This is a genomic window from Georgenia sp. X1117, from assembly GCF_057784635.1.
The window spans coordinates 1-24,573 of record NZ_JBYMUV010000002.1 but is presented as its reverse complement, the minus strand read 5'-3'; the positions used below and the strand labels follow the sequence as shown (position 1 = coordinate 24,573).

Here is a 24,573-nt window from a genome sequence, read left to right as displayed (position 1 = left end):
CCTGGAGTGAGCGCAGGATCGTCAGCGCCTCGATGTTGGCGTCGATCCGGGCGCGGGCGCCCGAGGGGGCGGCCGGCGTGACCCGCGAGGGACGGTAGCGGCTCTGCGCGGCTACCGACGCTGGGTGGTCGCGTCCTCCTGCTCGGCCGCCCTGCGGGCCTCCATCCGGTCCTCCTCGCTCTCCCGGGCCAGGAAGAGGTCCTTCTGCATCTCGAAGTACTCCTGCGCGGCTCGGTCCTCCGCGGCCGTCGGCTGCTCCTCCTCCACGGCCGGCGGCATCAACAGTTCGCTGCGCACGATCTCCTCGGCCTGCATCCGTGCCGCGTTCAGCCGGCCCACCTTCTCCAGGTACGTCTCGCCCGGCTGGTCCGGGCCCGCGATCTGCGGCTCCAGCTCGCTCATCATCTGCTCGGCCTGCTGGCCCAAGCTCTGAAAGAAGGTCGCCCTGTCCGCCAGGGCCTCGTACGCGGCCGGCGCCGTCGATCTCCACAGGTGCTCGGCCTGCTGCGCGTAGCTGGTCATCTCGGTCCGCCTCCGGTAGTCCCCACAGGGCATCGAGGTCGAACGCCTGCTGCCCCTCGTTGTCACGGTTTCGTCGCGGCACGTGGCCCCCCTGCCCGGTTGTGGACCCCACGCTAACGGAGCATGTCCACGTTCGGGCCGGGTGGCGGCAAGCTTCCGCTCGAGGCCGTCGAGGTGGCTCCTGTGCAGCGGCATGACCCCTCCCCTGGCGTCCGGCGCGAGCCGGTGGTGTATCGATAGGGTACACCCAAACGCTACAGCAGCCGGCCGGCGAATCTCCGCGTGTCAAAAGGTCGCCTCGGCTGTGAAGCTGATCAGTAAATGGCGCGCTTCTGGTGGGGGTGAGTGGCGTTAGCTGGTGATGAGGGTGCTGGCGGCTGCTTCGATGACGTCGTCGGTGATGGTGTCGAGTTGGTTGATCTTCAGGACGCGTCCGATTTGAGGGAAGAGCCGTTCGAGGAGGCGGAAGTTGCCTCGGGTGATGCGTTCGATCGCGGCGATGGCCTGGGCGTCGGTGAAGTCTTCGGGGTCGAGGGTGCGACCGAGGCGCTTCCAGTGGCGGGTCAGGACGAACAGCAGTTCCTCACGTGCGAGGGCGCGGTAGCGGTGGGAGAAGCCGAGGCGGCTGTAGAGCTGGGGGTAGTGGCGGAAGCGTTGGTCGATGCCGGGCATGCCGATGAACATGAGGGCGACGTGGTGGCGGTCGTGGAGGTCTCGGAGGAGTTCGAGCGAGGTCGGCGTGAGCCTTTCGGCCTCGTCGATGATGATCAGTTCGGTGAAGTCGATGGTGCGGGGAACGTCGGTGGTCGTGATCTTCCCGGTTGCGCAGAGGTGCTCGTAGATCAGCACTCCGACCTTGCCGCGGTAGAACTCGATGTCGCGCATGAGATCGCGGTGCTTGGCGAGGACCTCGGGGGTGTAGAACACGGTGCGGGATCGGTGGGCGGCGGCGTAGTGCTTCAGGTCGGCCTCGGTGCGTGGCCCCCAGGCGTGGATGAAGGGTTCGAGGGTGTCCCAGTGGGCGTACCGGCGGGCGGACTGCGTCTTACCGACCCCGGCCTCGCCGTGGCAGATGCCGATCGTGACGTCCTTGCGGATGGCGCCGGCGAACTCGGTGAAGCGGCGGTGTTCCTTGGTGACGATGAAGTCGCGGTTCATCTACTCGTCCTCTTCGTAGGTCTTCAGGCGCTTCCTGGGCCGGCGTACGGAAGTGGCTGGAGTGGGAGGGTCGGCAGGGGGTCGTGGAGTCGTGGGGATACGGTCGTTGATGTCCTTGCGCAGCTGCCGGCGGCGGGCCCGTCGGGCGGTTTCGATGTCGTGGAGGCTGTACCGCTGGTTGGGGTGAGCTTCATCGATCGCTGTGCATACGAAAGTGTCGTGGTCGTACACACGGATCTCGGACAGGTCCCGGGGGTCGTAGCGGATGGTGACCGTACGTCCGACGAACGAGGCGAGCGTGGGCGAGAGGTAGCGCTGACCTTGGAAGCGGATCCCATCGCGCTGGACGGTGCGATGCTTGGAGACCCGCAGAAGCAGCCCGTCGAGTTCCTCGAGACTCTCGGGGAGTCGCGGCAACCATCCCTCAGCGATCCAGGCCGCCTTCGGGCTCGTGCGGATCGCGGTGTGCGCGCGCTGGTTGTACTGGTCAACGAACTCGCCGACGGCCCGGTCGAGACCAGGAAGGTCCAGCACCGGCACAGGGTGTGGGCGTCCAGGGGTGAGGCGCCCGGGCAGGGTCGCGAGCAGCTCGGTGTTGACGGTGTGGAAGAACCGCTCGATCTTCCCTCTGCCCTGGGGGCGGGCGACGGCGGAGTGGATGATGCGGATCTTCAACGCGATCGCGGTGTACTCGAGGTGACGGCTGGTGAAGTCGCTGCCGTGATCGACGTAAAGGACGTCGGGGATGCCGCACATCGGCAAGGCGGGGTCGCTCTTAGGCCAGATCGCTTGGCGCAGCGCCAGCGCGGTGTTCATCGCCGACGGTGCGCCCTCGAAGACCATGTACCCGCAGATCGCCCGCGAATAGTCGTCCATGACCGTGGTCAGCCAGGGCCTGGATGGTCTCCCACTGGGGTCCTTGATGAGGATGTCGAGCTCGGTGTGGTCGACCTGCCACAGGGCATTGGGCCGCTCAGCGCGATGGCGGAAGACGAGCTCGTGGCGGTCCCGGTAGGACTCTGGCCCCTCGAGAGCGAGCGTCACCATCCCTGGATCCAATGCCTGCACGACCGACCGCACCGTCGCGTAGCTCGGCGTACTCACGCCTCTTCGTGCAGCCTCGGCTACGGCCAGGCGGTGCAGCGTCGCGATGCTCGGGCGAGGCTTGGTCAGAGCCAGGTGCTCCACGAAAGCCACCAGCTCAGGCGCGGTCCGCCGCACGCCGGCATCGGCGCGCTGCGCCCGCTCAAGAGCCGAAATGCCACCTGTCCGGTAGAGACTGTGCCAGCGCGAGAGCGTTCGCTCTCCCACCCCAGTCTCCCGTGCGAGACTCGCCAGCGGGATGCCGTCTTCGACGTGGAGCCGCAGAATCTTCCACTTCTGCGACCCGTCCATGTCACGCCTGCGCGATGCTCTCGCGAGCAGCCGCGTCCCGCTGGTGGCGGTAGAGCGTCGCCCGTGACCACCCCACCAGGCGCGCCGCCTCCTCAGCGGTACGGCCCTTGGCTCTCTCTTCGGCAGCGATCGCCAGCTTGCGATCCACGACCTCCGGGTTCACGGGGGGTCGGCCGAACTTGGTGCCCTGGGCCCGGGCTGCTGCGATTCCCGCGTTGACGCGCTCGGTGATCAGCTCTCGCTCGTACTCCGCCAGCGTTGCCAGCATCCCCAGCATGAGCCGGCCCGACGACGTCTCGGGATCGATCCCGTCGGAGACCGACTGGATCTTCACGCCACTGTCCCGCAGCAGGCTCACGGTGTTGAGTACGTCGATGAGCGACCGGCCCAGTCGGTCGATCCGCCAGACCACCACCGTGTCCTCAGGTTCCGCGTAGGCCAGGAGCTTCTTCATGCCCGGACGCTCCGCCGCACTCTTCGCCCCGGACGTCACGTCCGAGAACACGTCCCGCTTCTGCACCCCCGCCGCATGGAGAGCGTCGAGCTGCAGCGCCGGATCCTGCCCCGCCGTCGACACCCGCGTGTACCCTGTGAATGTCCGAAGTCGTCTGCACAGGTGACCTGGGCGTTCGGGGTCGTGTGCACAGGAGTTTGATGTTCCCGGCGTGTCCGTACCCGTGTGCACGACCGGCACGTTGTTCCATAGTCCTGTGCACGACGAAGCCGTCGATGAGGGCCGGGTTCCTGAGCGCGGTCTGTTGACCGTTCCCGATGAGGTGTGGGCGCTGGCGGTGCGTCGGGCGGAGGTGATCGGCCCACTCGCCGACGCCGGGACAGCCGGCGAGGAGGCGGTAGACGCAGCAGCCGACCAGCTGGACATCTCGCGCCGGCAGGTCTACGTCTTGCTGCGTCGGTGGCGCGAAGGACATGGCACGGTCTCGGACCTGATCCCGGGTCGCTCCAGCGGCGGGCGCGGCGGGCAGCGGCTGCCAGCCGAGGTGGAGGCGGTCATCCGTGAGGTGCTGCGTAAGCACTACCTGACTCGGCAGCGGAGGACGACCGCCGCGGTCCACCGGGAGGTCATGCGGCTGTGCCGCACCCGCAGTCTACCAGTGCCGTCACTCGGCGCGATCGTGCGCCGCATCGCCGGCCTTGACCCGGTGGCCGAGACGACGGCCCGTGAGGGAGCAGACGCGGCCCGGTCACTGAAGTCGGCCGGTGGGCGGGTGCCGCCGATCACCGGGGTGCTGGAGCAGGTGCAGATCGACCACACTGTGGTGGACCTAATCGTGGTCGACGAGCACCACCGTCTGCCGATCGGGCGGCCGTACGTGACGGTCGCGATCGACGTCTTCTCCCGGTGCATCGTGGGCCTGGTGATCACCTTGGAGGCACCCTCGGCACTGTCGGTGGGGTTGTGCCTGGCGCACATGGTTACCGACAAGCGGGCCTGGCTGGAGCGCCTGGGCATCGAGGTGGACTGGCCGATGGCCGGCAACCCTGGCGAGCTGTACCTGGACAACGCCGCGGAGTTCAAGAGCGAGGCCCTGCGGCGGGGATGTGAGGAGCACGGGATCACGCTGCGCTACCGGCCACCGGGACGTCCGCACTACGGCGGCATCGTGGAGCGGGTCGTCGGCACGGTGATGGAGATGGTCCATGAGCTGCCCGGTACGACGTTCTCCAACCCGGCCCAGCGCGGCAGCTACGACTCCGACGCCAAGGCCGCCTTGACGCTCGGGGAGCTGGAGAAGTGGCTGGCCCTGGCGGTAGCGAACTATCACGGGAAGGTCCACAGCACCATCGGGCAGACCCCGCAGGCCCGCTGGGCCGCCGGTACTGCCCAGACGCCGGTTGTAACGGTGGCCAATGAGACGGCGTTCCTGGTGGACTTCCTGCCGGTGTTCCGCAGGACGCTGACCCGCACCGGGTTCGTCATCGACCACGTGCACTACTTCAACGACACGCTCAAGCCGTGGATCGCCCGCCGCGACCGACTGGACCGGTTCGTCATCCGCCGCGACCCACGCGACCTCAGCCGCATCTGGGTCCTGGATCCCGAGGGTGCGTCCTATCTGCCGGTGCCCTACCGGACGCTGTCGCATCCGGCGGTGAGCGTGTGGGAGCACCGCGCCGCACTGGAGCGGCTCCGGGCCGAGGGCCGGGCACAGGTCGACGAGGAGGCGCTGTTCCGGATGGTTGAGCAGATGCGCACCATCACCGACACCGCCGAGTCCACCACGCGCAAGGCCCGCCGAGACACCGAACGCCGCAACAACGCGGGCAACGCAGCCTCACGGGCGAAACCCGCCGCCGCGCCGCCCGATGACATCCCGGCTGCCGTTGACGAGAACGGCAATGCTTCTGACGCGGAGTCCGTGGCACCGTTCGAGGTGATCGAACAGTGGTGACCGAGGGCCACTACTGGTCCGGCGCGGATTTCACGGTTCACGACCTGGACCATCTGCATGAGAGCGCTCGGTCGGTGGCGCGGCTGCCGGCACAGGAGCGGCTGCGGCACGTCCGCGCCGATCGGTGGATCGGCTACACGCGCGCCACCGCGGCGCTGGAGCGACTGGAGACGCTGTACGCGTGGCCGAGCAAGCAACGCATGCCGAACCTGTTGCTGATCGGCCCGACGAACAACGGCAAGTCGATGATCATCGAGAAGTTCCGCCGCCTCCACCCGCCCACGTCCCACGCCGATCGTGAGCAGATGCCGGTGCTGGCCGTGCAGATGCCCTCGGAGCCCACAGTGAGCCGGTTCTACGTCGCGCTGCTGGCCGCGATGGGTGCGCCGCTGCGGTCCCGGCAGCGTGTGGCCGAGCTGGAGCAAGCCACACTGTCGCTGCTGCGCGCGGTCGGGGTGCGGGTCCTGGTCATCGACGAGCTACACAACGTCCTGGCCGGCCGCGGGAACACCCGACGAGAGTTCCTGAACCTGATCCGGTTCCTGGGCAACGAGCTGCGCATCCCGCTGGTCGGGGTCGGCACCCGCGAGGCGTACCTGGCGATCCGCTCCGATGACCAGCTGGAGAACCGCTTCGAGCCTGTCCCGCTGCCCCGGTGGGAACCCGGCGAGGAGACGCGTGCGCTGCTGGCCAGCTTCGCCGCCGCCTTCCCGCTACGCCGCCGCTCGGCCATCGCCACCGAGGACATGGCCCGCTACCTACTCACCCGCAGCGAGGGCACCATCGGCGAGCTCACTCATCTCCTGACCGACGCCGCGGTGGCCGCGATCGAGTCCGGTGAGGAGTCGATCAACCAACGCACTTTGCTCATGGCGTCCTACGTCGGCCCTACCGAACGACGCCGGATGTTCGAGCGCGAGCTGGCGTGACCGGCCGCTGGCCCCTGCACCCACCACCAAGGGAAGGGGAGGCGCTGACGTCCTGGCTCAACCGGCTGGCCGAGGTCTACGACTTGAGCGTCGAGGAACTCATCCGGCACAACCTCACCCCACCGGGCGCCGATCTTCCCGACCACCACACCAGTGCCCTGGACCTGGACCCACCCGCAGACGTGCTTCCCGCGCTGGCCGAGCGCACCGGCGTACCGCTAGACCAGCTACGCCACATGACAATCGCTGGCCAGGTGCCCTGGCTCCTCGACCCCCTCAACCCGGAGCCGACACCCGGAGCAGCGTTCAACACCTACGTCCACCAGGACTCGGTACTCCTGACCGCCAAGGAGCGGCCCCGTCGGCAAGTACACGGCTGGCGTGCCTGGTTGCCGAGCGACCCCAAGCGGGGGCCGCTGCGTCGGGCCTGTCCGACCTGCCTGAGCACCGCCGCGGCCGGCACCTTCGGCCTCACCCTGGTCTCCCAGCTCCCGCTGACGCTCAGCTGCCCGCAGCACGGCTGCCGCCTCGAACCCGCCTTCGCCGGCCTGGGTGCCTTCGTGGCCTGGGAGAAGCAGGACACCCACGCCCGCGGTGCACCGGCGCCGGTCGTCGTCATGGACGCCCGCACCCAAGAGGCCCTACGCACCGGCGCCGTCCTCCTGCCTCGCCGGTCCGTGCACGCAGGGGTGTGGTTCCGGCTGCTGCGCACGCTCATCGACGAGCTCTCCGCCCCCGTCTCGGCGCTGCGCACCCGCTCCCACCGAAGCGTCCAGCGCATCTGGCGGCTGACTGGCCACCCCGTACGCGCCGGAATCGTCGCGCCGTGGCGTCCCCACGAGGCGCTGTCGTGGGAAAGGCAGCAGATGCTCCTCGAAGCCGCCGCCACCGCCATGCACCTCATCGAAATCGGCGAGGTCGCCGCCCACGGCACCCTCGCCCCGCTCCTGACCCCCGAACCACACCGACCCGTCCCCGAGGGCACCCCACCGGCCCGCAACTACTGGCAGGAGGCAGAGGACGCGCTCAACACGGCGATAGCCCTCGCGCAGGAGGACCCCGACGCCGCCCGGCAGCTGCTGGCCACCCTCACCGCCCTGACCCGCAGCGAGGCGAGCTTCCAGCGCCGCCGCGAGGACCTGATCGCCCTCGACATCCCGGCACACCACCTCCCACGGACGCTGGCCGAGGCGCGTGCACGCCAGACGCCGACCGACCCGCAAGTGGCTGTCACATCTTGAGCGACGACCACCCTTCGCAGGACTTAGAATAGATGACTGGTTAAGTGACATGTGCGCCATGGACAGCCACCCGGCTGTCGACTGTCACGTAATCGGTCGTATAAGTGATAGATGGGAGGCACCTCGTGCTGGTCGGCTACATGCGCGTCTCGAAGGCCGACGGATCGCAGACCACGGACCTACAACGCGACGCCCTCCTGGCTGAGGGCGTCGACCCGGAGGCTCTGTACGAGGACAGGGCCTCGGGCAAGAAGGAGGACCGTCCCGAGCTTGCGGCGTGCCTGAAGTCCCTACGTCACGGGGACACCCTGGTGGTGTGGAAGTTGGACCGGCTCGGCCGCGACCTGCGTCACCTGGTCAACATCGTCCACGACCTCACCCAACGCGGCATCGGCCTGAAGGTCCTCACCGGTCAAGGCGCGGCCATCGACACCACCACCGCATCCGGCAAGCTCGTCTTCGGCATCTTCGCCGCCCTGGCCGAGTTTGAACGCGAACTCATCTCCGAACGCACGATCGCCGGCCTAGCCGCCGCCCGGGCCCGCGGTCGCAAAGGCGGACGCCCCTACAAGATGACCCCCGCCAAGCTCCGCCTCGCCATGGCATCCATGGGACAGCCCGGTACCAACGTCGGCGCCCTGTGCGAGGAGCTCGGCATCACCCGCCAGACCCTCTACCGCCACGTCTCACCCACCGGCGAACTCCGCGAGGACGGACGCAAGCTCCTGGCCAAGGACCGCAGCAAGGTAGCCAGGTAACCTCTGTTGTCCGGAACCTACGAACGTCAATGAGCGGAATACGTTCCCGCGACTCTCGCACACCCCGGGGCACTTCCACCGCTCAGCTACCCCGGAAATCGCGCGGCACCATTCTTCGCGTCGGGTCGGTTAGGATTGTGGGCGAGCCGGGAGAAGGCAGCTAGGGTTCCGCCCCAGCCGGCTGGGGGTCTGTGACCGAGCGCTGCAGCTTCCGCCGAACAGGCGGGAGGGCACCTATTGGCACAAAATGCCCGAGGGGGATGGCTCAGCGCCAGCATGCGCGCTGACTGTCCCTTGACCTCGGAGGTTGTTGTGCTCGTTGACCAGTTCGATGTTTTTCTGCTTGATCTTGACGGCGTGGTTTACGTCGGAGACACCTTGCTTTCCGGCGTGACCGAAGCCTTGGCCAGCCTGCGGAGTCGGGGCCGGGTGGTCCGGTTCGTGACCAACGATCCCCGCCCGTCCCGCAAAGACGTCGTCCACCGTCTGGGCCGCCTGGGCGTGAGGGCCACCGTCGAGGAGATCGTATCTTCCGGGTGGGCTACGGCGTGCTGGCTGCGCCAGCAGGGCATTACCCGCGCCTATGTGGTGGGCAGTGATGGCCTCCGCGGCGAACTCGCGGCCCAAGGCGTGGAATCCGTGGAGGGGTCTGGGGCCGAGGCGGTGGTGGTCGGTTGCGACGAGACGGTGACCTACCGGGACCTCGCCCAGGCCACCGCCCTCCTGCGTACCGGCGTGCCGTTCGTGGCCACGAACGTGGACGCCACGTTCCCCACAGCGAGCGGCCCGTGGCCGGCCACCGGCGCGGTCGTCGCAGCGATCCAGACCGCCAGTGGGCGCCGACCGGTCGTGGTGGGCAAGCCGGGACCGGAGATGTTCCGCCTGGCCCAGCGCGGGCTCCCTGCTACGACGAGAGTGGTGGTCGTGGGGGACACCCCGGCTACGGACGTCGTCGGGGCGCACTGCGCGGGCCTGCCGGCGATCCTCGTCGCTCCCGCGACGCCGAGCAGCGGCCGTCGGCAGTGTGATCCCACCGTTGCGGAGGCCACGGTCACGGGCCTGGCCGGGCTGTTTGATCCGGCCCTTGACATCGGCCCGATGCGCCCGTCGCCGTACCCGTGGCCGGACGAGGTGCGGGCGGGTGTGGCCGCGGTGGTCTTCGACGAGGCCGGGCGCGTGCTACTGGGGCGCAGGCTGGACAACGGGCTGTGGGGACTGCCTTCGGGACACGTCGAGGTGGGCGAGACTGCCGCCCAGGCGGCGGTGCGGGAGGTCGCCGAAGAGACCGGCTTGCAGGTGCAAGTGCAGCGGCTGGTGGGGGTGTACTCGGACCCCGCCTCGCAGGTTTTCGCCTATCCCGACGGGAGAGTGACCCAGTTCGTCACCACCACCTTCGCCTGCCTCCCGCGCGGCGGTCAGATGCACCCTGATGGTGTGGAGACCTCACAGGCGGGTTTCTTCTCCCCGGATGAGCTTCCGGCACCGTTGCTCCCCATGCACCCGCGGTGGCTCACCGACGCCCTCTCAGGCGACACAGGACTCATCGACTGATAGGACGCATCCCCTTCGGGGCGCATGGTGTCAAAAGCGCTGGCGCTTCTCGTGCGGAGCACCGGCCTGAGCGCGCCGTTTACCTTGATCAACCCCGGGTCCGGTCTCCCACCGTCCGAGCAACACCACCGGACGGTAGGAGTCTCCAGGGCGGCGACCAGCTCTCGAAAGATCATGATGAGCGCGCGCCCAAGGGCGCACCGACCAATGACCTCAGATGGGCCAGGTCTCCTGCCGGTGGGCGGCGTCCCAGAACATCCACTCGTACTGGGTGGCGCGGTGGAACGCGGTGTGCATGCGCGCCAGTGTGCCGGGGCTGGCCTGGTCGGCGAGGTGGTCCACGATGTCCCGGGCGGTGTCGGTGGCGGCGGTGAAGTCTGGATCGCCGTAGGTGGCGATCCAGTCCCCGTACGGGTGCGTGCTCAGGTCACCGACGGCGGCCTTCAAACGGGTGCCGACGTCGTCGTAGACCCAGAAGCACGGCAGGATGCCGGCCGCGAGGACCGGGTAGTTTCCGGCTGTCGCGAGGCTCAGCAGGTAGGAGGTGTAGGCAACCGTGGTCGGTGAGGGCTCGGCGGCGGTGAGGTCGGTGACGTGGGTGGCGTGCAGCTGCCGCTCGACCTCGACCACCTCCCGCGCGGCCTGCGCCCAGAATGCCATTTCCTCCGACGCCTGGGCCTGAGCGGCGGCCGCGGCCAGGACCCGGCCGTAGTCGGCCAGGTAGAGCGCGTCCTGGGCGAGGTAGTGCCGGAACGTCTCTTCCGCCAGGGTCGCGTCGCTCAGCTGGTGCAACAAGGGCAGCGCGTCGATCGCCTCGCGGACCCTGGCCGTGCGATGCCACGCCACGGTGCTGAACACGCCAGTGTCGTCGTGGTCGCGAATCGTCTCGGGCATGGAGGTGTGTGGGCTGGTCATCGGTCGCTGTCCTTCCAGTCGTTCTCGTCTTTCCAGATGTCGTGGCAGTGGTGCACGGGGCCGGGTCCGTGGCCGATGTGGAGCGCGTCGGCGGCCCGCAGGGTGCCGGTGAGCCAAGTCTTGGCCTGGCGGGTGGCCTCTAGCAGGGACCCGGTGCGCGGGGCGAGTGCGGCGATCGCGGAGGACAGGGCGCACCCGGTGCCGTGGGTGTTGACCGTGGCTACCCGCGGGCCGGTCAGCAGCTGCTCGCCCGCGTCGTCGAGCCACAGGTCGGTGGCGTGTGCGTCGCCGCCGAGGTGGCCCCCCTTGACCAGCACCCGCGCGGCGCCCAGCTCCCGGAGCGCGATGGCCTGGGCGCGCATGGTGTCGAGGTCTTCGGCGGGGTCGGCGTCGAGCAGCACGGCGGCCTCGGGGACGTTCGGCGTGATGAGGGAGACGTACGGCAGGAGTTGGCGCATCGGCTCGACGGCGTCCTCGGCCAGCAGCCGGGAACCGGCGGTGGACACCATGACGGGGTCGAGGACCACAACCGGCACCGCGTCGGAGCGCTTGTCGAGGAAGGCGAGGACGGTCTCGATGGTGGCCGCGGAGGCGAGCATCCCGATCTTGGCGGCGTCAACCGCCACGTCGTCTACGAGGGTGTCCAGCTGGGCGCGGACGAAGTCCGCGGGGACGACGTGGACACCGGTGACTCCCTGGGTGGACTGGGCGGTCAGTGAGGTGAGCACCGCGGTGCCGTAGGCACCCAGTGCGGAGAAGGTCTTGAGGTCGCCTTGAATACCGGCCCCGCCGGAGGGATCGGAGCCGGCGATCGTCAGCGCGATCGGTGGGCGGGGGTTCACGGTTGCCCGTCCCACGCGGCCCGCAGGCTCGCGGCCGCCACGGCTGGTTCCTCCGCGGCGCACACCGTCGAGACGACCACCACGCCGGCGGCGCCGCTGTGGCGCAGCATGCCGGTGCGTTTCGTGGTGATGCCGCCGATGGCGACGACCGGCCACGGGCTCGCGGCGGCCACCGCAGCCACCCCGCCCGGGCCGATCGGAGTGCCGTGGTCAGGCTTGGTCGCCGTCGGCCACACCGGTCCAACGCCGAGGTAGTCCAAGACGCCGTCACCGAGCCCGCGTGCTGTGCGAACCTGCTCGATCGTGCTGACCGACAGCCCGACCATGGCGTCCGGCCCGAGCAACTGCCGGGCCTGAGCAGGCGGCATGTCGCGCTGACCGACGTGGACGCCGTCGGCGCCGATGTCCTGAACGAGGTGGACCCGGTCATCGATAATCAGCGGCACCCCGGTCCCCGCCAGCACCTCGCGGACCGCCACGCCGAGGGCGACGAAGTCGGCGTCGGTGGCGCCCGGGTCACGCAACTGCACCACGCTGACCCCGCCCGTGACCGCAGCCTGCACGGTCGCGGGCACGCCCCGTGGGCCGCACAAACCGGTGTCGGTGACCAGGTAGAGGCTGAGGTTCACCGGTCGGCGGGTCACCGGAGCACCACCTTCTCGGTCAACTTCTGCGGGTTGAGGGTGGCGAGAGAGTCGAGCAGCGCGACGGCGAAGCTCCCCGGCCCGGCGGCACGCTCGGCCGCGACCTCGGCGGCCACGGTGTATGTCGCGGTCGCGGCCGTGGCGGCCAGGAGCGGGTCGTCGGTGGTGGCGGCGAAGGCAGCCATGAGCGCGCCCAGCGCGCACCCACCGCCAGTGACCTGGGTCAACCATCGATGGCCGTTGTCCACCCGCACCAGCCGGGTGCCGTCGGTGAGGTGGTCGACCTCCCCGGAGACCGCGACGATGGTGCCGTGCTCCCGGGCCAGCGCCCGGCCGGCGTCGAGGGCGTCCTCGGCGGCGTCGACGCTCTCCGGGCCCCGCCCACCGCTGCCCCCACCGGCCAAAGCGAGAATCTCTGAGGGGTTGCCACGGACGAGTGCCGGGGAGGCGTGGGCGAGCAGGTCGACGGCAACCCGGGTGCGCCAGGCGAGCCCACCCACCCCGACCGGGTCGAGCACCCACGGGGTGCCGGCCGCCGCGGCGGCACTGACCGCGCCGTGCATCGCAGCCACCGTCGCCTCTTGGGGCGTGCCGAGGTTGACCAGGACCCCGTCGGCGACGGCGGCGAACGGCCCGGCTTCCTCCGGGTTATCCACCATCGACGGACTGGCGCCGACCGCGAGCAGGACGTTCGCTGTCCACTGAGCGACGACGACGTTGGTCAGGCACTGCACCAGCGGGGCATGCCCGCGCATCGCGGCCAAGGCCTCGCCCACAGCGGCAGCATCGAGTGGGACAGTAGGGACGGAAGAAGGTGCCGACATCGGCGACGTTCCCTTCGCTAGTACGAACTAGATCAGGTTCAACGGGTGTGATCTCAGCCGTACCAGCACGGCACCCCGCGTCATTCACCAGCCTAACATCCGCACCGTTCCCCGCACCGTGCCCTCGCTTCAGCGACCGCAAAAGGGTCGCGCCTCGGACCGTCCGGGCGTGCTGTCACCAGTGCCCGACGCGCGTTCCTTGGCCGCCGCAGCCCTCACCATGGCGCCTCACCAGACAACGGCTGCGCAACCTTTGAATGTGCAGTCGACTTCGGACGATCGTGCAGTGGACTTCGGAACCTGACATACCCCAGAAGCCTCATCACCACATGATGCCTCACAAACTCGCTGCTCTGGAAGATCTGAGACGCAACACGGTGCGACGACTTCACGAGACACCGCCGCTCGGTATCGACCCAGCTCGAGACGATCCCTTCGCCGCTCGGCTGTGTGTCTCGTAAAGCTGTAGGTTTCCGCAACGCGACTAGGTAGGCCGTCGGCAGTGTGTGGCGTGGAACGCTGCGAGTTGTGTTGGAGGCCCTATCTAGCGTCCCCACAGCGAATGGTGACGGTTTTGCAGATTCCGGTGTGTGGGAGCCCAGTGTGGTGTCGCACCGAGTGCTGTCGGTGACCTGAGCCCCAGCCGGGGGACGACTGGCGTAAGCAGTCCATGAGGATCGGCTCGAGAGCCGTATGGATTCCGTGAGGACGCCTGTCCCGCCGCCGTGAACGGTGTGTGCTCGGTATCGCGCCGCACCTCGGCGTGCGACCGCCGGACGGCGGCCGCCCCTACTCAGAACGGAGTCCTGCTGTGCTCGACGTCCTCTCCGTGGTCGGCGTGATCGCCCTATTCGCGGTCGTCGCCCTCATCGCGCGGGCGGTGGAGAAGCTGTGATCGTACTCGAGATCCTCGCCCTCCTCCTCGGTCTCGCCGCGATCGTGTACCTGTTCATCGCCCTGCTTGCACCGGAGCGTTTCTGATGGACTGGCTCTACCTCGTCGCGAGCGTCCTCACACTCGTCGCCGCTCTCGCGGTCGTGTACCGCCCGATGGGCGACTACATGGCCTGGGTCTTCACCGCCCCAGTCTCCTCGCGCTGGGAGACGCGCGTGTTCGCCGTCCTCGGCGTCGACTCCTCCCGCGAGCAGTCCTGGCCCGCCTACCTGCGGTCCGTGCTGCTGTTCTCCCTGGTGGGCGTCCTCGCGCTGTTCGGTCTCCTGCGGCTCCAGGAGCTGTTGCCCTACTCCCTGGGCAATGAGTCGATCGATTCGGGGGTCGCGTTCAACACCGCGATCTCCTTCGTGACGAACACCAACTGGCAGGCGTACTCCGGCGAGGACCTCTCCTACACGGTCCAGTTCGCCGGTCTCGCGGTCCAGAACTTCGTCTCGGCCGCCACCGGCATCGCCGTCGCGGTCGCGCTGGTGCGAGGCCTGGCCCGGCGCCGCACGGGAACGATCGGGAACTTCTGGGTCGATCTGCTGCGTGGCACCTTCCTGGTGTTGCTGCCGGTATCGATCCTCAGCGCCGTCGTGCTGATCGCAGGCGGCGTGGTGCAGAACTTCCAGGGCTACGTGGACGTCACGACCGTCGCGGGCGGCACCCAGACACTCCCGGGCGGTCCGGTCGCGTCGCAGGAGGCGATCAAGGAGATCGGCACCAACGGCGGCGGCTTCTACAACGCCAACGCCTCCCACCCCTTCGAGAACCCGACCGGCTGGACCAGCCTGTTCCAGGTCTTCCTTATCCTGCTGATCCCCTTCTCCCTTCCGCGGACCTTCGGGACGATGGTCGGCGATCACCGTCAGGGCTACGCGATCGCCGCGACGATGGGGACCCTGTACCTCGCCTCGGTGTCCGTACTGGCCGCCTTCGAGTTCGCCGGGCAGGGCACCGCCCCTGAACTCGCCGGCGCCGCGATGGAGGGTAAGGAGACCCGCTTCGGCCTGCCCCAGTCCGTGCTCTACGCGGCGACCACCACCCTCACCTCGACCGGCTCCGTGAACTCGATGCACGACTCGTACACGGCGCTGGGCGGAATGGTCCCGATGGTGAACATGCTCCTGGGCGAGATCGCCCCCGGCGGCGTGGGCGCCGGGCTGTACGGCATGCTCGTCATCGCGATCATCGCCGTGTTCGTGGCGGGCCTCCTCGTCGGTCGCACCCCCGAGTACCTCGGGAAGAAGATCGGCCCCAGGGAGATGAAGCTCGCAAGCCTCTACATCCTGGTCATGCCGCTGCTGGTGCTCGGCGGTGTCGCCCTCAGCTTCGCGGTTCCTCCGCTGCGCCACAGCATCGAGAACGTCTCGCTGACCAACACCGGCTCGCACGGCCTGTCCGAGGTGCTCTATGCCTTTGCCTCGGGCGCGAACAACAACGGCTCCGCCTTCGCGGGGCTGACCGCCAGCACGCCGTGGCTGACCACCGCGATCGGCGTGGCGATGCTGCTGGGCAGGTTTCTCCCGATCGCCCTGGTCCTTGCCCTGGCCGGCTCGTTCGCCGCGCAGGACCGGATCCCGGCGACCTCCGGCACCCTGCCCACCCACCGCCCGCTGTTCGTGGGCCTCACCGTCGGCACGGCGCTGCTCGTGACCGCACTCGTCTTCTTCCCCGTCCTCACCCTGGGACCGCTCGCTGAAGGGCTGCAGTGACCATGCCGACCATCGACAAGACCATCCACTCCGAACACTCCGACCCGTCCTCCGCGCCGACGCCCACGTCGTCGCCGGCGCAGCCCCCTGCGCCGCGCCGCACCCTCACCCTCGCGCAGCTCCGCGCCGCCCTGCCAGGCGCGCTGCGCAGGATGACCCCCCGCGCCCAGTGGCGCAACCCCGTCATGCTGATCGTGTGGGTCGGTGCTCTATTGACCAGCGTGATGACCGTCGTCGAGCTGATCGGCGACGGCCCGGCCCCGTCCGGCGGCACTGCGGTGCCGGCGACGTTCTCCGCGGCGATCGCCGGCTGGCTGTGGATCACCGTGCTCTTCGCGAACCTCGCCGAGTCCGTCGCCGAGGGGCGCGGCAAGGCCCAGGCCGCGACCCTGCGCCGCACCCGCACCAGCACCCTGGCGCGCCTCGTCGACGGGTACGACGCTACGGCCGACCCCGGCGCGGAGACCGTGCCGACCGAGGAGATCTCCTCGGCGGACCTCGCCCGGCACGACATCGTGGTGGTCACCGCGGGCGATCTCGTCCCCGGCGACGGCGACATCATCCAGGGCATCGCGAGCATCGACGAGTCCGCGATCACCGGCGAATCCGCGCCCGTCGTGCGCGAGTCCGGCGGCGACCGCTCCGCCGTCACCGGCGGCACCCGAGTGCTGTCCGACCGGATCGTCGTGCGCATCACCTCGACGCCAGGCCAGACCTTCGTGGACCGGATGATCTCGCTGGTCGAGGGGGCCGCCCGGCAGCGCACCCCCAACGAGATCGCCCTAAACATCCTGCTGGCCTCGCTGTCCATCGTGTTCCTCGCGGTCGCGATCACACTGAACCCCATCGCCTCCTACCCGGCGAGCCCGGCCTCGATCACGGTGCTCGTGGCGCTGCTGGTCTGCCTGATTCCCACCACCATCGGCGCCCTGCTGTCCGCGATCGGGATCGCCGGGATGGACCGGCTCGTCCAGCGCAACGTGCTGGCGATGTCCGGGCGCGCGGTGGAGGCGGCGGGCGACGTGACCACCCTGCTGCTGGACAAGACCGGCACCATCACCTACGGCAACCGACGGGCGACGGACTTCGTCCGCGTCGGCGACGCCGGGATGCACGAGCTCGTGGAGGCGGCCGCGCTGTCCTCCCTCGCCGACCCCACGCCCGAGGGCAGCTCAGTCCTCGAGCTCGCACGGGAGCGCGGCGTCGACGTCGGCACCGCGCCGCGGGGGGAGGTCGTGCCGTTCACCGCCCAGACCCGCATGTCGGGCCTGGACCTGCCCGACGGCACCCGCCTCCGCAAGGGCGCGGGCTCTGCGATCCTCGCCTGGCTCGAGACCGAGGGCGTCGTGCCCTCGGCCTCCGACCGGGCGACCCTCGAGGAGCACGTCGAGCGCATCTCGTCCTCGGGCGGCACCCCCCTGGTTGTCGCCTGCCTCACCGGGGACGGGGACGGAGCCGTCCTCGGCGTCATCCACCTCAAGGACGTCGTCAAGGACGGTCTCACCGCGCGGTTCGCCGAGCTGCGCGCCATGGGCATCCGCACCGTGATGGTCACCGGCGACAACCCTCTGACCGCCGCGGCGATCGCGAAGGAGGCAGGGGTCGACGACTTCCTCGCCGAGGCCACCCCCGAGCAGAAGCTCGAATACATCCGCGCGGAGCAGGAGGGCGGGCGGCTCGTCGCGATGACCGGTGACGGCACGAACGACGCCCCGGCGCTCGCCCAGGCCGACGTCGGCGTCGCGATGAACACTGGCACCTCCGCCGCGAAGGAGGCCGGGAACATGGTCGACCTCGACTCCGACCCGACCAAGCTCATCGACATCGTCGCGATCGGGAAACAGCTGCTCATCACACGCGGCGCACTGACCACCTTCTCGATCGCCAACGACATCGCGAAGTACTTCGCGATCATCCCCGCGATCTTCATGGGCGTCTTCCCCGGCCTGTCCGCGTTGAACATCATGGGGCTCAGCTCACCCGCCTCGGCGGTCCTGTCCGCGGTGATCTTCAACGCGATCGTGATCATCGCCCTGGTGCCGCTGGCCCTGCGGGGCGTCGCCTACCGCCCGATGATCGCCTCGAAGATCCTCGGCCGCAACCTCGCGATCTACGGCCTCGGCGGGATCGTGACGCCCTTCGCGGGCATCTGGCTCATCGACCTGCTCGTCCGGCTGATCCCCGGCTTCTGACCTCCGAGAGGACCCTCCCGTGAACACCACCCTCCGCAGCACCCTGCGGACCACCGCCGTCGCCGTGCGGACCCTGCTCCTGTGCACGCTCGTGCTGGGCCTGGGCTATACCCTGCTCATCACCGGCATCGGACAGCTGCTGCTGCCCGCCCGTGCCGACGGGTCGCCCCTGCGCGACGGCGACGGACAGATCGTGGGCTCGACCCTGATCGGCCAGTCCTTCCTCGACCAGGACGGGGAGCCGCTGCCGGAGTACTTCCAGCCGCGTCCCTCCGCGGCCGGCGACGGCTACGACGGCCGCTCCTCCTCCGGCACCAACCACGGACCGGAGAACCCCGAGCTGATCGCCGCGATCACCGAGCGTCGCGCCGAGATCGCCGAGTTCAACGACGTGGCCCCGAAGGAGGTCCCCGCCGACGCCCTGACGGCATCGAGCTCGGGCCTCGACCCCCACATCAGTCCTGAGTACGCCGCCCTCCAGACCGCTCGGGTCGCCGAGGCGCGAGGCCTGTCGCTGGACCGGGTGGAGGACCTCGTGGCTGAATACACCGAGGGTCGCGATCTCGGCTACCTCGGTGATCCGACGGTGAACGTCGCCGCGCTCAACCTGGCCCTGGACGAACTGGAGGACTGACGATGACGGCACGGGGGCGGCTCCGGGTGCTGCTGGGAGCCGCTCCCGGCGTCGGCAAGACCTGCACCATGCTCGAGGAGGGCCATCGCCTCGCCGCCGAGGGCCAGGACGTCGTCATCGGCATCGTCGAGACCCACCGCCGCGCGGACACCGCACGACGGGTTGAGGGACTGGCCAAGCTGCCGCTGCGTCGGCACCAGCACCGAGGGGTGCCCCTCGAGGAGATGGATCTCGAGGCCGTGCTCGAGCGCGCACCCGACATCGCGCTGGTCGACGAGCTCGCCCACACCAACGCCCCCGGCGCCGCCCACGCCAAGCGCTGGCAGGACGTGGACGAACTGCTCGCCGCCGGGATCGACGTGATCTCCACGGTGAACATCCAGCACATCGAGTCCCTCCACGACGTGGTCGAGCAGATCACGGGGGTGCCGCAGCGCGAGACCGTCCCGGACGGATTCCTGCGCCGCGCCGATCAAATCGAGGTCATCGACCTCGCGCCGCAGGCGCTGCGCGACCGGCTCCGCAGCGGCCTGGTCTACCCTGCCGAGCGGGTGGACGCGGCGCTGTCGAACTACTTTCGCCTCGGGAACCTCACCGCGTTGCGCGAGCTGGCCCTGCTGTGGCTCGCCGACGAGGTCGACCAGGCGCTGAAGGACTACCGCTCCGAGCACTCGATCGACAACCGCTGGGAGGCCCGCGAACGGGTGGTCGTGGCGCTGACCGGCGGGCCCGAGGGGGAGGCTCTGCTGCGCCGCGGCGCCCGTGTCGCGGCGCGCTCCGCCGGCGGCGACCTGATCGCCGTGCACGTCACCAGCCAGGACGGGCTGCTGCGCAGCAGCCCCGGGGCGCTCACCCGGCAGCGTGCCCTGGTGGAGGAACTCGGCGGCACATATCACCAGGTGGTCGGGGAGGATGTCCCCGAGTCCCTGGTCGGCTTCGCCCGCTCCGTCGACGCGACCCAGCTGGTGATCGGGGTGAGCCGGCGCGGCCGCCTCGCCGCCGCCCTCACGGGCCCCGGCATCGGGGCGACCGTGGTGCGCGAGTCCGGGGACATCGACGTGCACATCGTGACCCACTCCGCCGCGGGCAGGCGCCTCGCCCTGCCCAGGATCGGAGGCGCCCTCACCCCCGCCCGGCGCCTGGCGGGGTTCGTCCTCGCGCTGCTGGGCGGTCCGCTGCTGACCGCCGCGCTGCTGGCCCTGCGCACCGAGGAGTCGATCACCTCCGACGTGCTCAGCTACCAGCTGCTCGTGGTAGTGGTCGCGCTGACCGGCGGGATCTGGCCCGCTCTCTTCGCCGCGCTGCTCTCCGGTCTCACCCTCGACTTCTTCTTCATCGACCCGCTGCACACGATCTCGATCGCCGAGCCGCACCACCTCCTCGCGCTGCTGCTGTACGTGACGATCGCGGTGCTGGTGAGCGTCGTCGTGGACCGTGCGGCACGGCGCACCCGGGCCGCCCGACGGGCCGAAGCGGAGTCCGAGCTGCTGCAGACCGTCGCCGGCAGCGTGCTGCGCGGTGACGACGCGATCCAGGCCCTCGTGGACCGCACCCGCGAGGCCTTCCGACTGGACGCGGTTGAGGTCCTCGGGGAGGACGGCACCGTGCACTCCACCTCGGGCGATCCCCGGGCCGAGGCGGGGACCACGACCGTCCCGCTCGCCCAGGACGCCCGCCTCATGCTGCACGGCGGGGACCTCCGCGCCTCCGAACGGCGCCTCCTCAGCGTGGTCGCCGCGCAGATCGATGCCGCGATCGAGCACCGCCGGCTCGCTGCGACCGCGGAAGAGATCGCTCCGATCGCGGCCTCCGACAAGGTGCGCGGTGCGCTGCTTTCGGCGCTCAGCCACGACCTGCGCCGCCCTCTCGCCGCCGCGGCGACGGCCGTGGGCGGGCTCCGCACCGCCGACGGCGACCTCTCCGCCGAGGACGCCCGGGAGCTCCTGCTCACGGCCGAGGAGAGCCTGGACTCCCTCGCCGCCCTGGTGGGCGACCTGCTCGACGTCAGCCGGCTGCAGGCCGGGGTCCTCACCATCACGACCCTCCCCACGGATCCCTCCTCGGCGATCGCCCCGGCGCTCGACGAGCTCGGTCTCGGCCCCACCGAGGTGCATCTCGCCCTCGCCCATGACGAGCACACCGTCGGGGCGGACCCGGTGCTGCTGCAGCGGGTGCTGGTGAACCTGCTGGCCAATGCGGCCCGCCACTCCCCACCGGACCGACCCGTGACCCTCACGACCAGCACCTTCGACTCCCGACTGGAGATCCGGATCATCGACCACGGGCCGGGCATTCCCCCGGACCGCCACGACGACGTCTTCGTCCCCTTCCAGCGCCTCGGCGACACCGACAACACCAGCGGCCTCGGCCTCGGACTTGCCCTGTCCCGCGGCTTCGTCGAAGCGATGCACGGCTCGCTCACCCCGGAGGACACCCCCGGCGGCGGCCTGACGATGGTGGTCTCGCTCCCCCTCGCTCCGCTCCCGACACAGGAGACCCCATGAAGATCCTCATCGCGGACGACGACCCGCAGATCCTACGCGCTCTGAGGATCACGCTCTCGGCGAAGGGACACACCGTGGTGACCGCGACCGACGGCGCCGACGCGGTGAACACGGCGATCGACGAGCACCCCGACCTCTACCTCCTGGACCTGGGCATGCCCCGCTTCGACGGGGTCGAGGTGATCCAGGCCGTGCGGGGGTGGTCGCAAGCTCCGATCCTGGTGGTCTCGGGGCGGGCCGGCGCCTCGGACAAGGTCGAGGCGCTCGACGCGGGCGCCGACGACTACGTGACCAAGCCGTTCTCCGTCGAGGAGCTGCTGGCCCGCATCCGCGCCCTCACCCGGCGGGTCCCGCAGGACGAGGAGGTGCTGGTGGTCCGCCTCGGTCAGGTCACGATCGACCTCGCCGCCCGCAGCGTGGTGCGCAACCTGCCCTCCGGCCGCCGCCAGATCCGGCTCACGCCCACCGAGTGGCAGGTTATCGACACCCTGGTCCGCCACCGCGGCAAGCTCGTCTCCCGCCGCACGCTCCTCACCCGCATCTGGGGCACCGAACACGTCGAGGACACGGGATATCTCCGCCTGTACATCTCACAGCTGCGTAAGAAACTCGAGGACGATCCCTCCCGCCCGCGGCACCTCCTCACCGAGCCCGGCATGGGCTACCGCCTCGAGAATGCTGTTCGGGAACGGTCGTGAGGTATCAACGGGGCCGCATCGCCCCCTGACCCTCATGGCATTCGACCCCAACGGGGAGACGCAGATTGACAAGGGGCGCACCGAGCCAAGTAGCGCCGTAAGAACGCGGCCATCAACCGTGCACATCCACACGCCTCGGCAGTTCCGACACATAGTCGCAGTAGGGTCTAAAGCGTGACGACACAGCATGCGGGGCAGCGGGTCGGCTATGTCCGGGTCTCGACGGCGGAGCAGAATCCTGCCCGCCAGCTCGAGGCCGTCGGAGAGTGCCACCGCATCTTCACCGAGTACGCGTCCGGGAAGGACGTCGACGGCCGGCCCCAGCTCGCCGCCCTCATCGCACACGTGCGCGCCGGCGACGAGGTAGTCGTCGCCTCAATGGATCGGCTCGCACGATCAGTGATCGATCTGAACTCGATCGTCCAGCAGATCACCGGGGACCCCGGCCAGCACTCCCCCAGCGCACCGCGCAAGGGCGCGACACTCACCTTCCTCAAGGAGGGACTGACGTTCCGGCCCGAGGGAGCCGATGCATTCGCACAGTTTCAGCTCAACCTCATGGGCGCGTTCGCGCAGTTCGAGCGCGACCTCATCCGACAACGCCAGGCCGAAGGAATCGCGGCAGCCAAGGCACGCGGCGTCTACAGCGGACGCCCCCCATCACTCTCCGCTGATCAGGTCGACGAACTGCGCGCCCGGGTGGCCAGCGACGAATCCAAGGCTGCTCTCGCGCGAGAGTTCGGTATCAGCCGGGCGACCCTCTACCGCTACCTCCGCTCGACTACCGGCCAAGTGCAACCGTGAGGCTCACCCGTGATTGATCACCCAGCAGCGGGGGTGGATCGTCATTGCCGGCCCTTGGGTGCCGGCAGGGCGCCTGCCGTGGTGAGCTCGGCGTATCGCTCGAACAGGATGCGCTGGCGCTCCTGTTCCGAGGCGCAGGTTCTGCGGGCGCCGAAAGCCCTGTCCACGACGGCGTCGAGCTTGTCGTGGGCGCTGAGGAGCGCAGGGTCCATCGCCAGCGGGTGGTAGTGCTGGGCGAGCGATCGCTCGGCGTGCTGGTCGCGCGCGGCGAGAATGGTGCGTCCAGCGGCGATGATCTTCTCCCGCACGGTCTCGCTGACCTCCGGGAGCGGGAAGTTGTTCCAGGTGATGGTGCTGGAGAACGAGGGATCAGACTTCAGCCGGCCGCCGACGGTCTTCATCCAGGTGATGAACATCGACGACGAGGCGATCGCGAAGATGAAGCCGTCCTCGTCGGCGGCGCCGTAGACCTTGTTGGAGATGATCGTGCCTCCCGGGAGGTGCGCGACCGGGAGGTAGCGACGGTTCTCGCTACTGACCTCGGGGATGCCGACGAAGTCGGCATCGGAGGTGAAGCCGAACTGTCTGAACAGGTGATGGTGCGGGTAGCTACGAGTGGTCGCGGCCTTGCTCTTAGCCCGGAAGTCTCGCACCGCCTCGACGCGGCGGCGCAGTTCTGGGCTCCGGGCGATCTCGTGGCCTGTGGCGTCCACGAGCCAGAGACACCAGCGTTCAAGGCCGTTGATGAGTTCACGTGAGCCGATGTATGAGCGCACGTACGGAGCTGTCTGCGGATCTGCTCGAAGGTGCTCCGCCTCCGGCTGGTCAAGGACAAAGAATCCACCGTCAGTCGCCATCGAGCCTTTCTCAACAGTTGGCATCCCTGGCGAGAGCGGCTCCGTTCGCTTGCCGACGAGGACGTTGGGGCCGTCAACGAGGTACGCGTTGATCTGCCTGGCGGTCTCCTCATCTGGTTCGCCCCGCAACTGCTCGTACTCGAACAGGCGCGGCGCTGGTCGCTGTTCACGATCGAATCCGATGATCACGCAGTGCACGGCGGCAGCAGAGGGCGCCTCTGAGGTCCAGGAGAAGGTGCGGTGGGCGAAGCGGATACGCCAGTTCGCCGAGAAGATTGGGCCGAACAAGCGCCCGGGTTGGTCGCCCTGGGTGATGGAGTTGGTCGAGACGTAGGCCCACCGTCCGTTGATAGCTCCGAAATAGTCGAGGGCCTTCTTGTACCAGCCGGTCACGTAGTCGAGCCGCGACAAGGTGTCGGAGTCCCAGACGCGCTTGAGGTCAGCCAGCTGGTCCGCACCTCGGGTGTGGTCACCGAGGAAAGGGGGGTTGCCGAGCACGAGGACGCGCTCGCCGGGCGGAAGGAGGTCTTCCCATCGAGCGCGCAGGGCGTTGTCGACCTTGATAGTCGGGGTGTCGACCACGGGCAGCATCTCGGGAGCGAGACCGAGGGTGGTAGCCATGTCCTGGTTGGCCTGGTGGTCGACGAGCAGGAGTGCAGTCCTGGCGATGGTGGCGGGCCACTCTTCGAGCTCGATGCCGTAGAAGTGCGTCATCTTGACCTGGAGCAGCTCGGTGGCGTCCAGAACCATCTGCGTGCGCGCGGGGTCGAGCTGCTGGAGGCGTTGGAGGATTCGCAGCTCGAGGGAACGCATCTCGCGGTAGGCGACGATGAGGAAGTTCCCGCACCCACAGGCAGGGTCGAGGAACCGCAGTCGGCCCATCTCGTTCTGGAGCTTCTGGAGCCGGGTCTTGCTGTCGTAATCTCGTTCGAACCGCTCTTGCAGCTCGTCGAGGAACAGTGGGCCGATGAGCTTGAGGATGTTGGTCTCGGTTGTGTAGTGCTCGCCGAGTTCTCGGCGAGCTTCCCGAGACTTCACTGCCT

General features: G+C 69.2%; 22 protein-coding genes and 1 riboswitch. Of the genes, 13 read left to right on the top strand and 9 right to left on the bottom strand.

From position 1 onward, the window contains the following. Positions 1–111: 111 nt before the first annotated feature. The 4 genes from AC3D3D_RS15200 to AC3D3D_RS15185 form a co-directional block, all read right to left on the bottom strand. Positions 112–522 (bottom strand): TnpV protein, encoded by a 411-nt coding sequence (locus AC3D3D_RS15200; RefSeq protein ID WP_463663535.1) that lies wholly within the window; start codon positions 520–522, stop codon positions 112–114. A 351-nt stretch (positions 523–873) separates the two neighbouring features. Then, on the bottom strand, positions 874–1,680 hold the full coding sequence (locus AC3D3D_RS15195; RefSeq protein ID WP_062946887.1) for an AAA family ATPase: 807 nt from the start codon (positions 1,678–1,680) through the stop codon (positions 874–876). Then, positions 1,681–3,075: a Mu transposase C-terminal domain-containing protein gene (locus AC3D3D_RS15190; protein ID WP_062946888.1), complete on the bottom strand. Its 1,395-nt coding sequence runs from the start codon at positions 3,073–3,075 to the stop codon at positions 1,681–1,683. A gap of 1 nt (position 3,076) precedes the next feature. Continuing rightward, positions 3,077–3,652 carry a recombinase family protein gene (locus AC3D3D_RS15185; RefSeq protein WP_463663536.1) on the bottom strand — a complete coding sequence of 192 codons (576 nt, stop codon included), beginning with the start codon at positions 3,650–3,652 and terminating at the stop codon, positions 3,077–3,079. Between the two features lie 133 nt (positions 3,653–3,785). On the opposite strand from AC3D3D_RS15185, the gene AC3D3D_RS15180 reads away from it, so the two are divergent. From AC3D3D_RS15180 to AC3D3D_RS15160, 5 genes are all read left to right on the top strand, one after another. Then, positions 3,786–5,486, top strand: a complete 1,701-nt coding sequence (locus tag AC3D3D_RS15180; protein WP_463663537.1) for a transposase — start codon at positions 3,786–3,788, stop codon at positions 5,484–5,486. Further along, entirely contained in the window at positions 5,483–6,415 is a 933-nt protein-coding gene (locus AC3D3D_RS15175; protein WP_463663640.1) for a TniB family NTP-binding protein, read from the top strand. The genes AC3D3D_RS15180 and AC3D3D_RS15175 overlap by 4 nt, the downstream gene beginning before the upstream one ends. Further along, positions 6,412–7,656 (top strand): TniQ family protein, encoded by a 1,245-nt coding sequence (locus AC3D3D_RS15170; protein WP_463653449.1) that lies wholly within the window; start codon positions 6,412–6,414, stop codon positions 7,654–7,656. The genes AC3D3D_RS15175 and AC3D3D_RS15170 overlap by 4 nt, the downstream gene beginning before the upstream one ends. A 125-nt stretch (positions 7,657–7,781) precedes the next feature. Beyond that, positions 7,782–8,414 (top strand): recombinase family protein, encoded by a 633-nt coding sequence (locus AC3D3D_RS15165; protein WP_463653448.1) that lies wholly within the window; start codon positions 7,782–7,784, stop codon positions 8,412–8,414. 312 nt (positions 8,415–8,726) lie between these two features. After that, positions 8,727–9,965: an HAD-IIA family hydrolase gene (locus AC3D3D_RS15160; RefSeq protein ID WP_006590959.1), complete on the top strand. Its 1,239-nt coding sequence runs from the start codon at positions 8,727–8,729 to the stop codon at positions 9,963–9,965. Positions 9,966–10,178: 213 nt separating this feature from the next. Here the strand turns inward: AC3D3D_RS15160 and AC3D3D_RS15155 are convergent, their stop codons facing one another. From AC3D3D_RS15155 to thiM, 4 genes are all read right to left on the bottom strand, one after another. Next, a complete protein-coding gene (locus AC3D3D_RS15155; protein WP_017824196.1) occupies positions 10,179–10,880 on the bottom strand; it encodes a TenA family protein in 702 nt (233 codons plus the stop codon). Beyond that, on the bottom strand, positions 10,877–11,722 hold the full coding sequence (gene thiD / locus AC3D3D_RS15150) for a bifunctional hydroxymethylpyrimidine kinase/phosphomethylpyrimidine kinase (RefSeq protein ID WP_006590957.1): 846 nt from the start codon (positions 11,720–11,722) through the stop codon (positions 10,877–10,879). Before thiD ends, AC3D3D_RS15155 begins: the two co-directional genes overlap by 4 nt. Continuing rightward, a complete protein-coding gene (thiE, locus tag AC3D3D_RS15145; protein WP_463662511.1) occupies positions 11,719–12,366 on the bottom strand; it encodes a thiamine phosphate synthase in 648 nt (215 codons plus the stop codon). Before thiE ends, thiD begins: the two co-directional genes overlap by 4 nt. Beyond that, on the bottom strand, positions 12,363–13,190 hold the full coding sequence (thiM, locus tag AC3D3D_RS15140; RefSeq protein ID WP_463662512.1) for a hydroxyethylthiazole kinase: 828 nt from the start codon (positions 13,188–13,190) through the stop codon (positions 12,363–12,365). The genes thiE and thiM overlap by 4 nt, the downstream gene beginning before the upstream one ends. Further along, positions 13,182–13,278: riboswitch (TPP riboswitch) on the bottom strand. (Overlaps the previous gene by 9 nt.) 648 nt (positions 13,279–13,926) lie before the next feature. Here thiM and AC3D3D_RS15135 point away from each other — a divergent pair. From AC3D3D_RS15135 to AC3D3D_RS15100, 8 genes are all read left to right on the top strand, one after another. After that, the gene (locus tag AC3D3D_RS15135; protein ID WP_269365821.1) at positions 13,927–14,085 is read left to right on the top strand and encodes a hypothetical protein; all 159 of its coding nucleotides are present in this window, start codon (positions 13,927–13,929) and stop codon (positions 14,083–14,085) included. Next, complete coding sequence (locus AC3D3D_RS15130) at positions 14,082–14,171, top strand: potassium-transporting ATPase subunit F (RefSeq protein ID WP_062946889.1); 90 nt, start codon at positions 14,082–14,084, stop codon at positions 14,169–14,171. The genes AC3D3D_RS15135 and AC3D3D_RS15130 overlap by 4 nt, the downstream gene beginning before the upstream one ends. Then, entirely contained in the window at positions 14,171–15,841 is a 1,671-nt protein-coding gene (kdpA, locus tag AC3D3D_RS15125) for a potassium-transporting ATPase subunit KdpA (protein ID WP_062946890.1), read from the top strand. Before AC3D3D_RS15130 ends, kdpA begins: the two co-directional genes overlap by 1 nt. Positions 15,842–15,843: 2 nt before the next feature. Further along, a complete protein-coding gene (gene kdpB, locus AC3D3D_RS15120) occupies positions 15,844–18,033 on the top strand; it encodes a potassium-transporting ATPase subunit KdpB (protein WP_062946891.1) in 2,190 nt (729 codons plus the stop codon). A gap of 19 nt (positions 18,034–18,052) precedes the next feature. Next, positions 18,053–18,667, top strand: a complete 615-nt coding sequence (gene kdpC / locus AC3D3D_RS15115) for a potassium-transporting ATPase subunit KdpC (protein ID WP_062946892.1) — start codon at positions 18,053–18,055, stop codon at positions 18,665–18,667. Positions 18,668–18,669: 2 nt separating this feature from the next. Beyond that, positions 18,670–21,171, top strand: coding sequence for a DUF4118 domain-containing protein (locus AC3D3D_RS15110; RefSeq protein WP_062946893.1), 2,502 nt, complete (start codon positions 18,670–18,672; stop codon positions 21,169–21,171). Beyond that, positions 21,168–21,869 carry a response regulator gene (locus AC3D3D_RS15105; RefSeq protein ID WP_062946894.1) on the top strand — a complete coding sequence of 234 codons (702 nt, stop codon included), beginning with the start codon at positions 21,168–21,170 and terminating at the stop codon, positions 21,867–21,869. Before AC3D3D_RS15110 ends, AC3D3D_RS15105 begins: the two co-directional genes overlap by 4 nt. A gap of 174 nt (positions 21,870–22,043) precedes the next feature. After that, entirely contained in the window at positions 22,044–22,673 is a 630-nt protein-coding gene (locus AC3D3D_RS15100; RefSeq protein ID WP_463663507.1) for a recombinase family protein, read from the top strand. Positions 22,674–22,714: 41 nt separating this feature from the next. Here AC3D3D_RS15100 and AC3D3D_RS15095 read toward each other — a convergent pair. Then, on the bottom strand, positions 22,715–24,573 hold a 1,859-nt coding region (locus tag AC3D3D_RS15095; protein WP_488512685.1), incomplete at its 5' end, for a class I SAM-dependent DNA methyltransferase.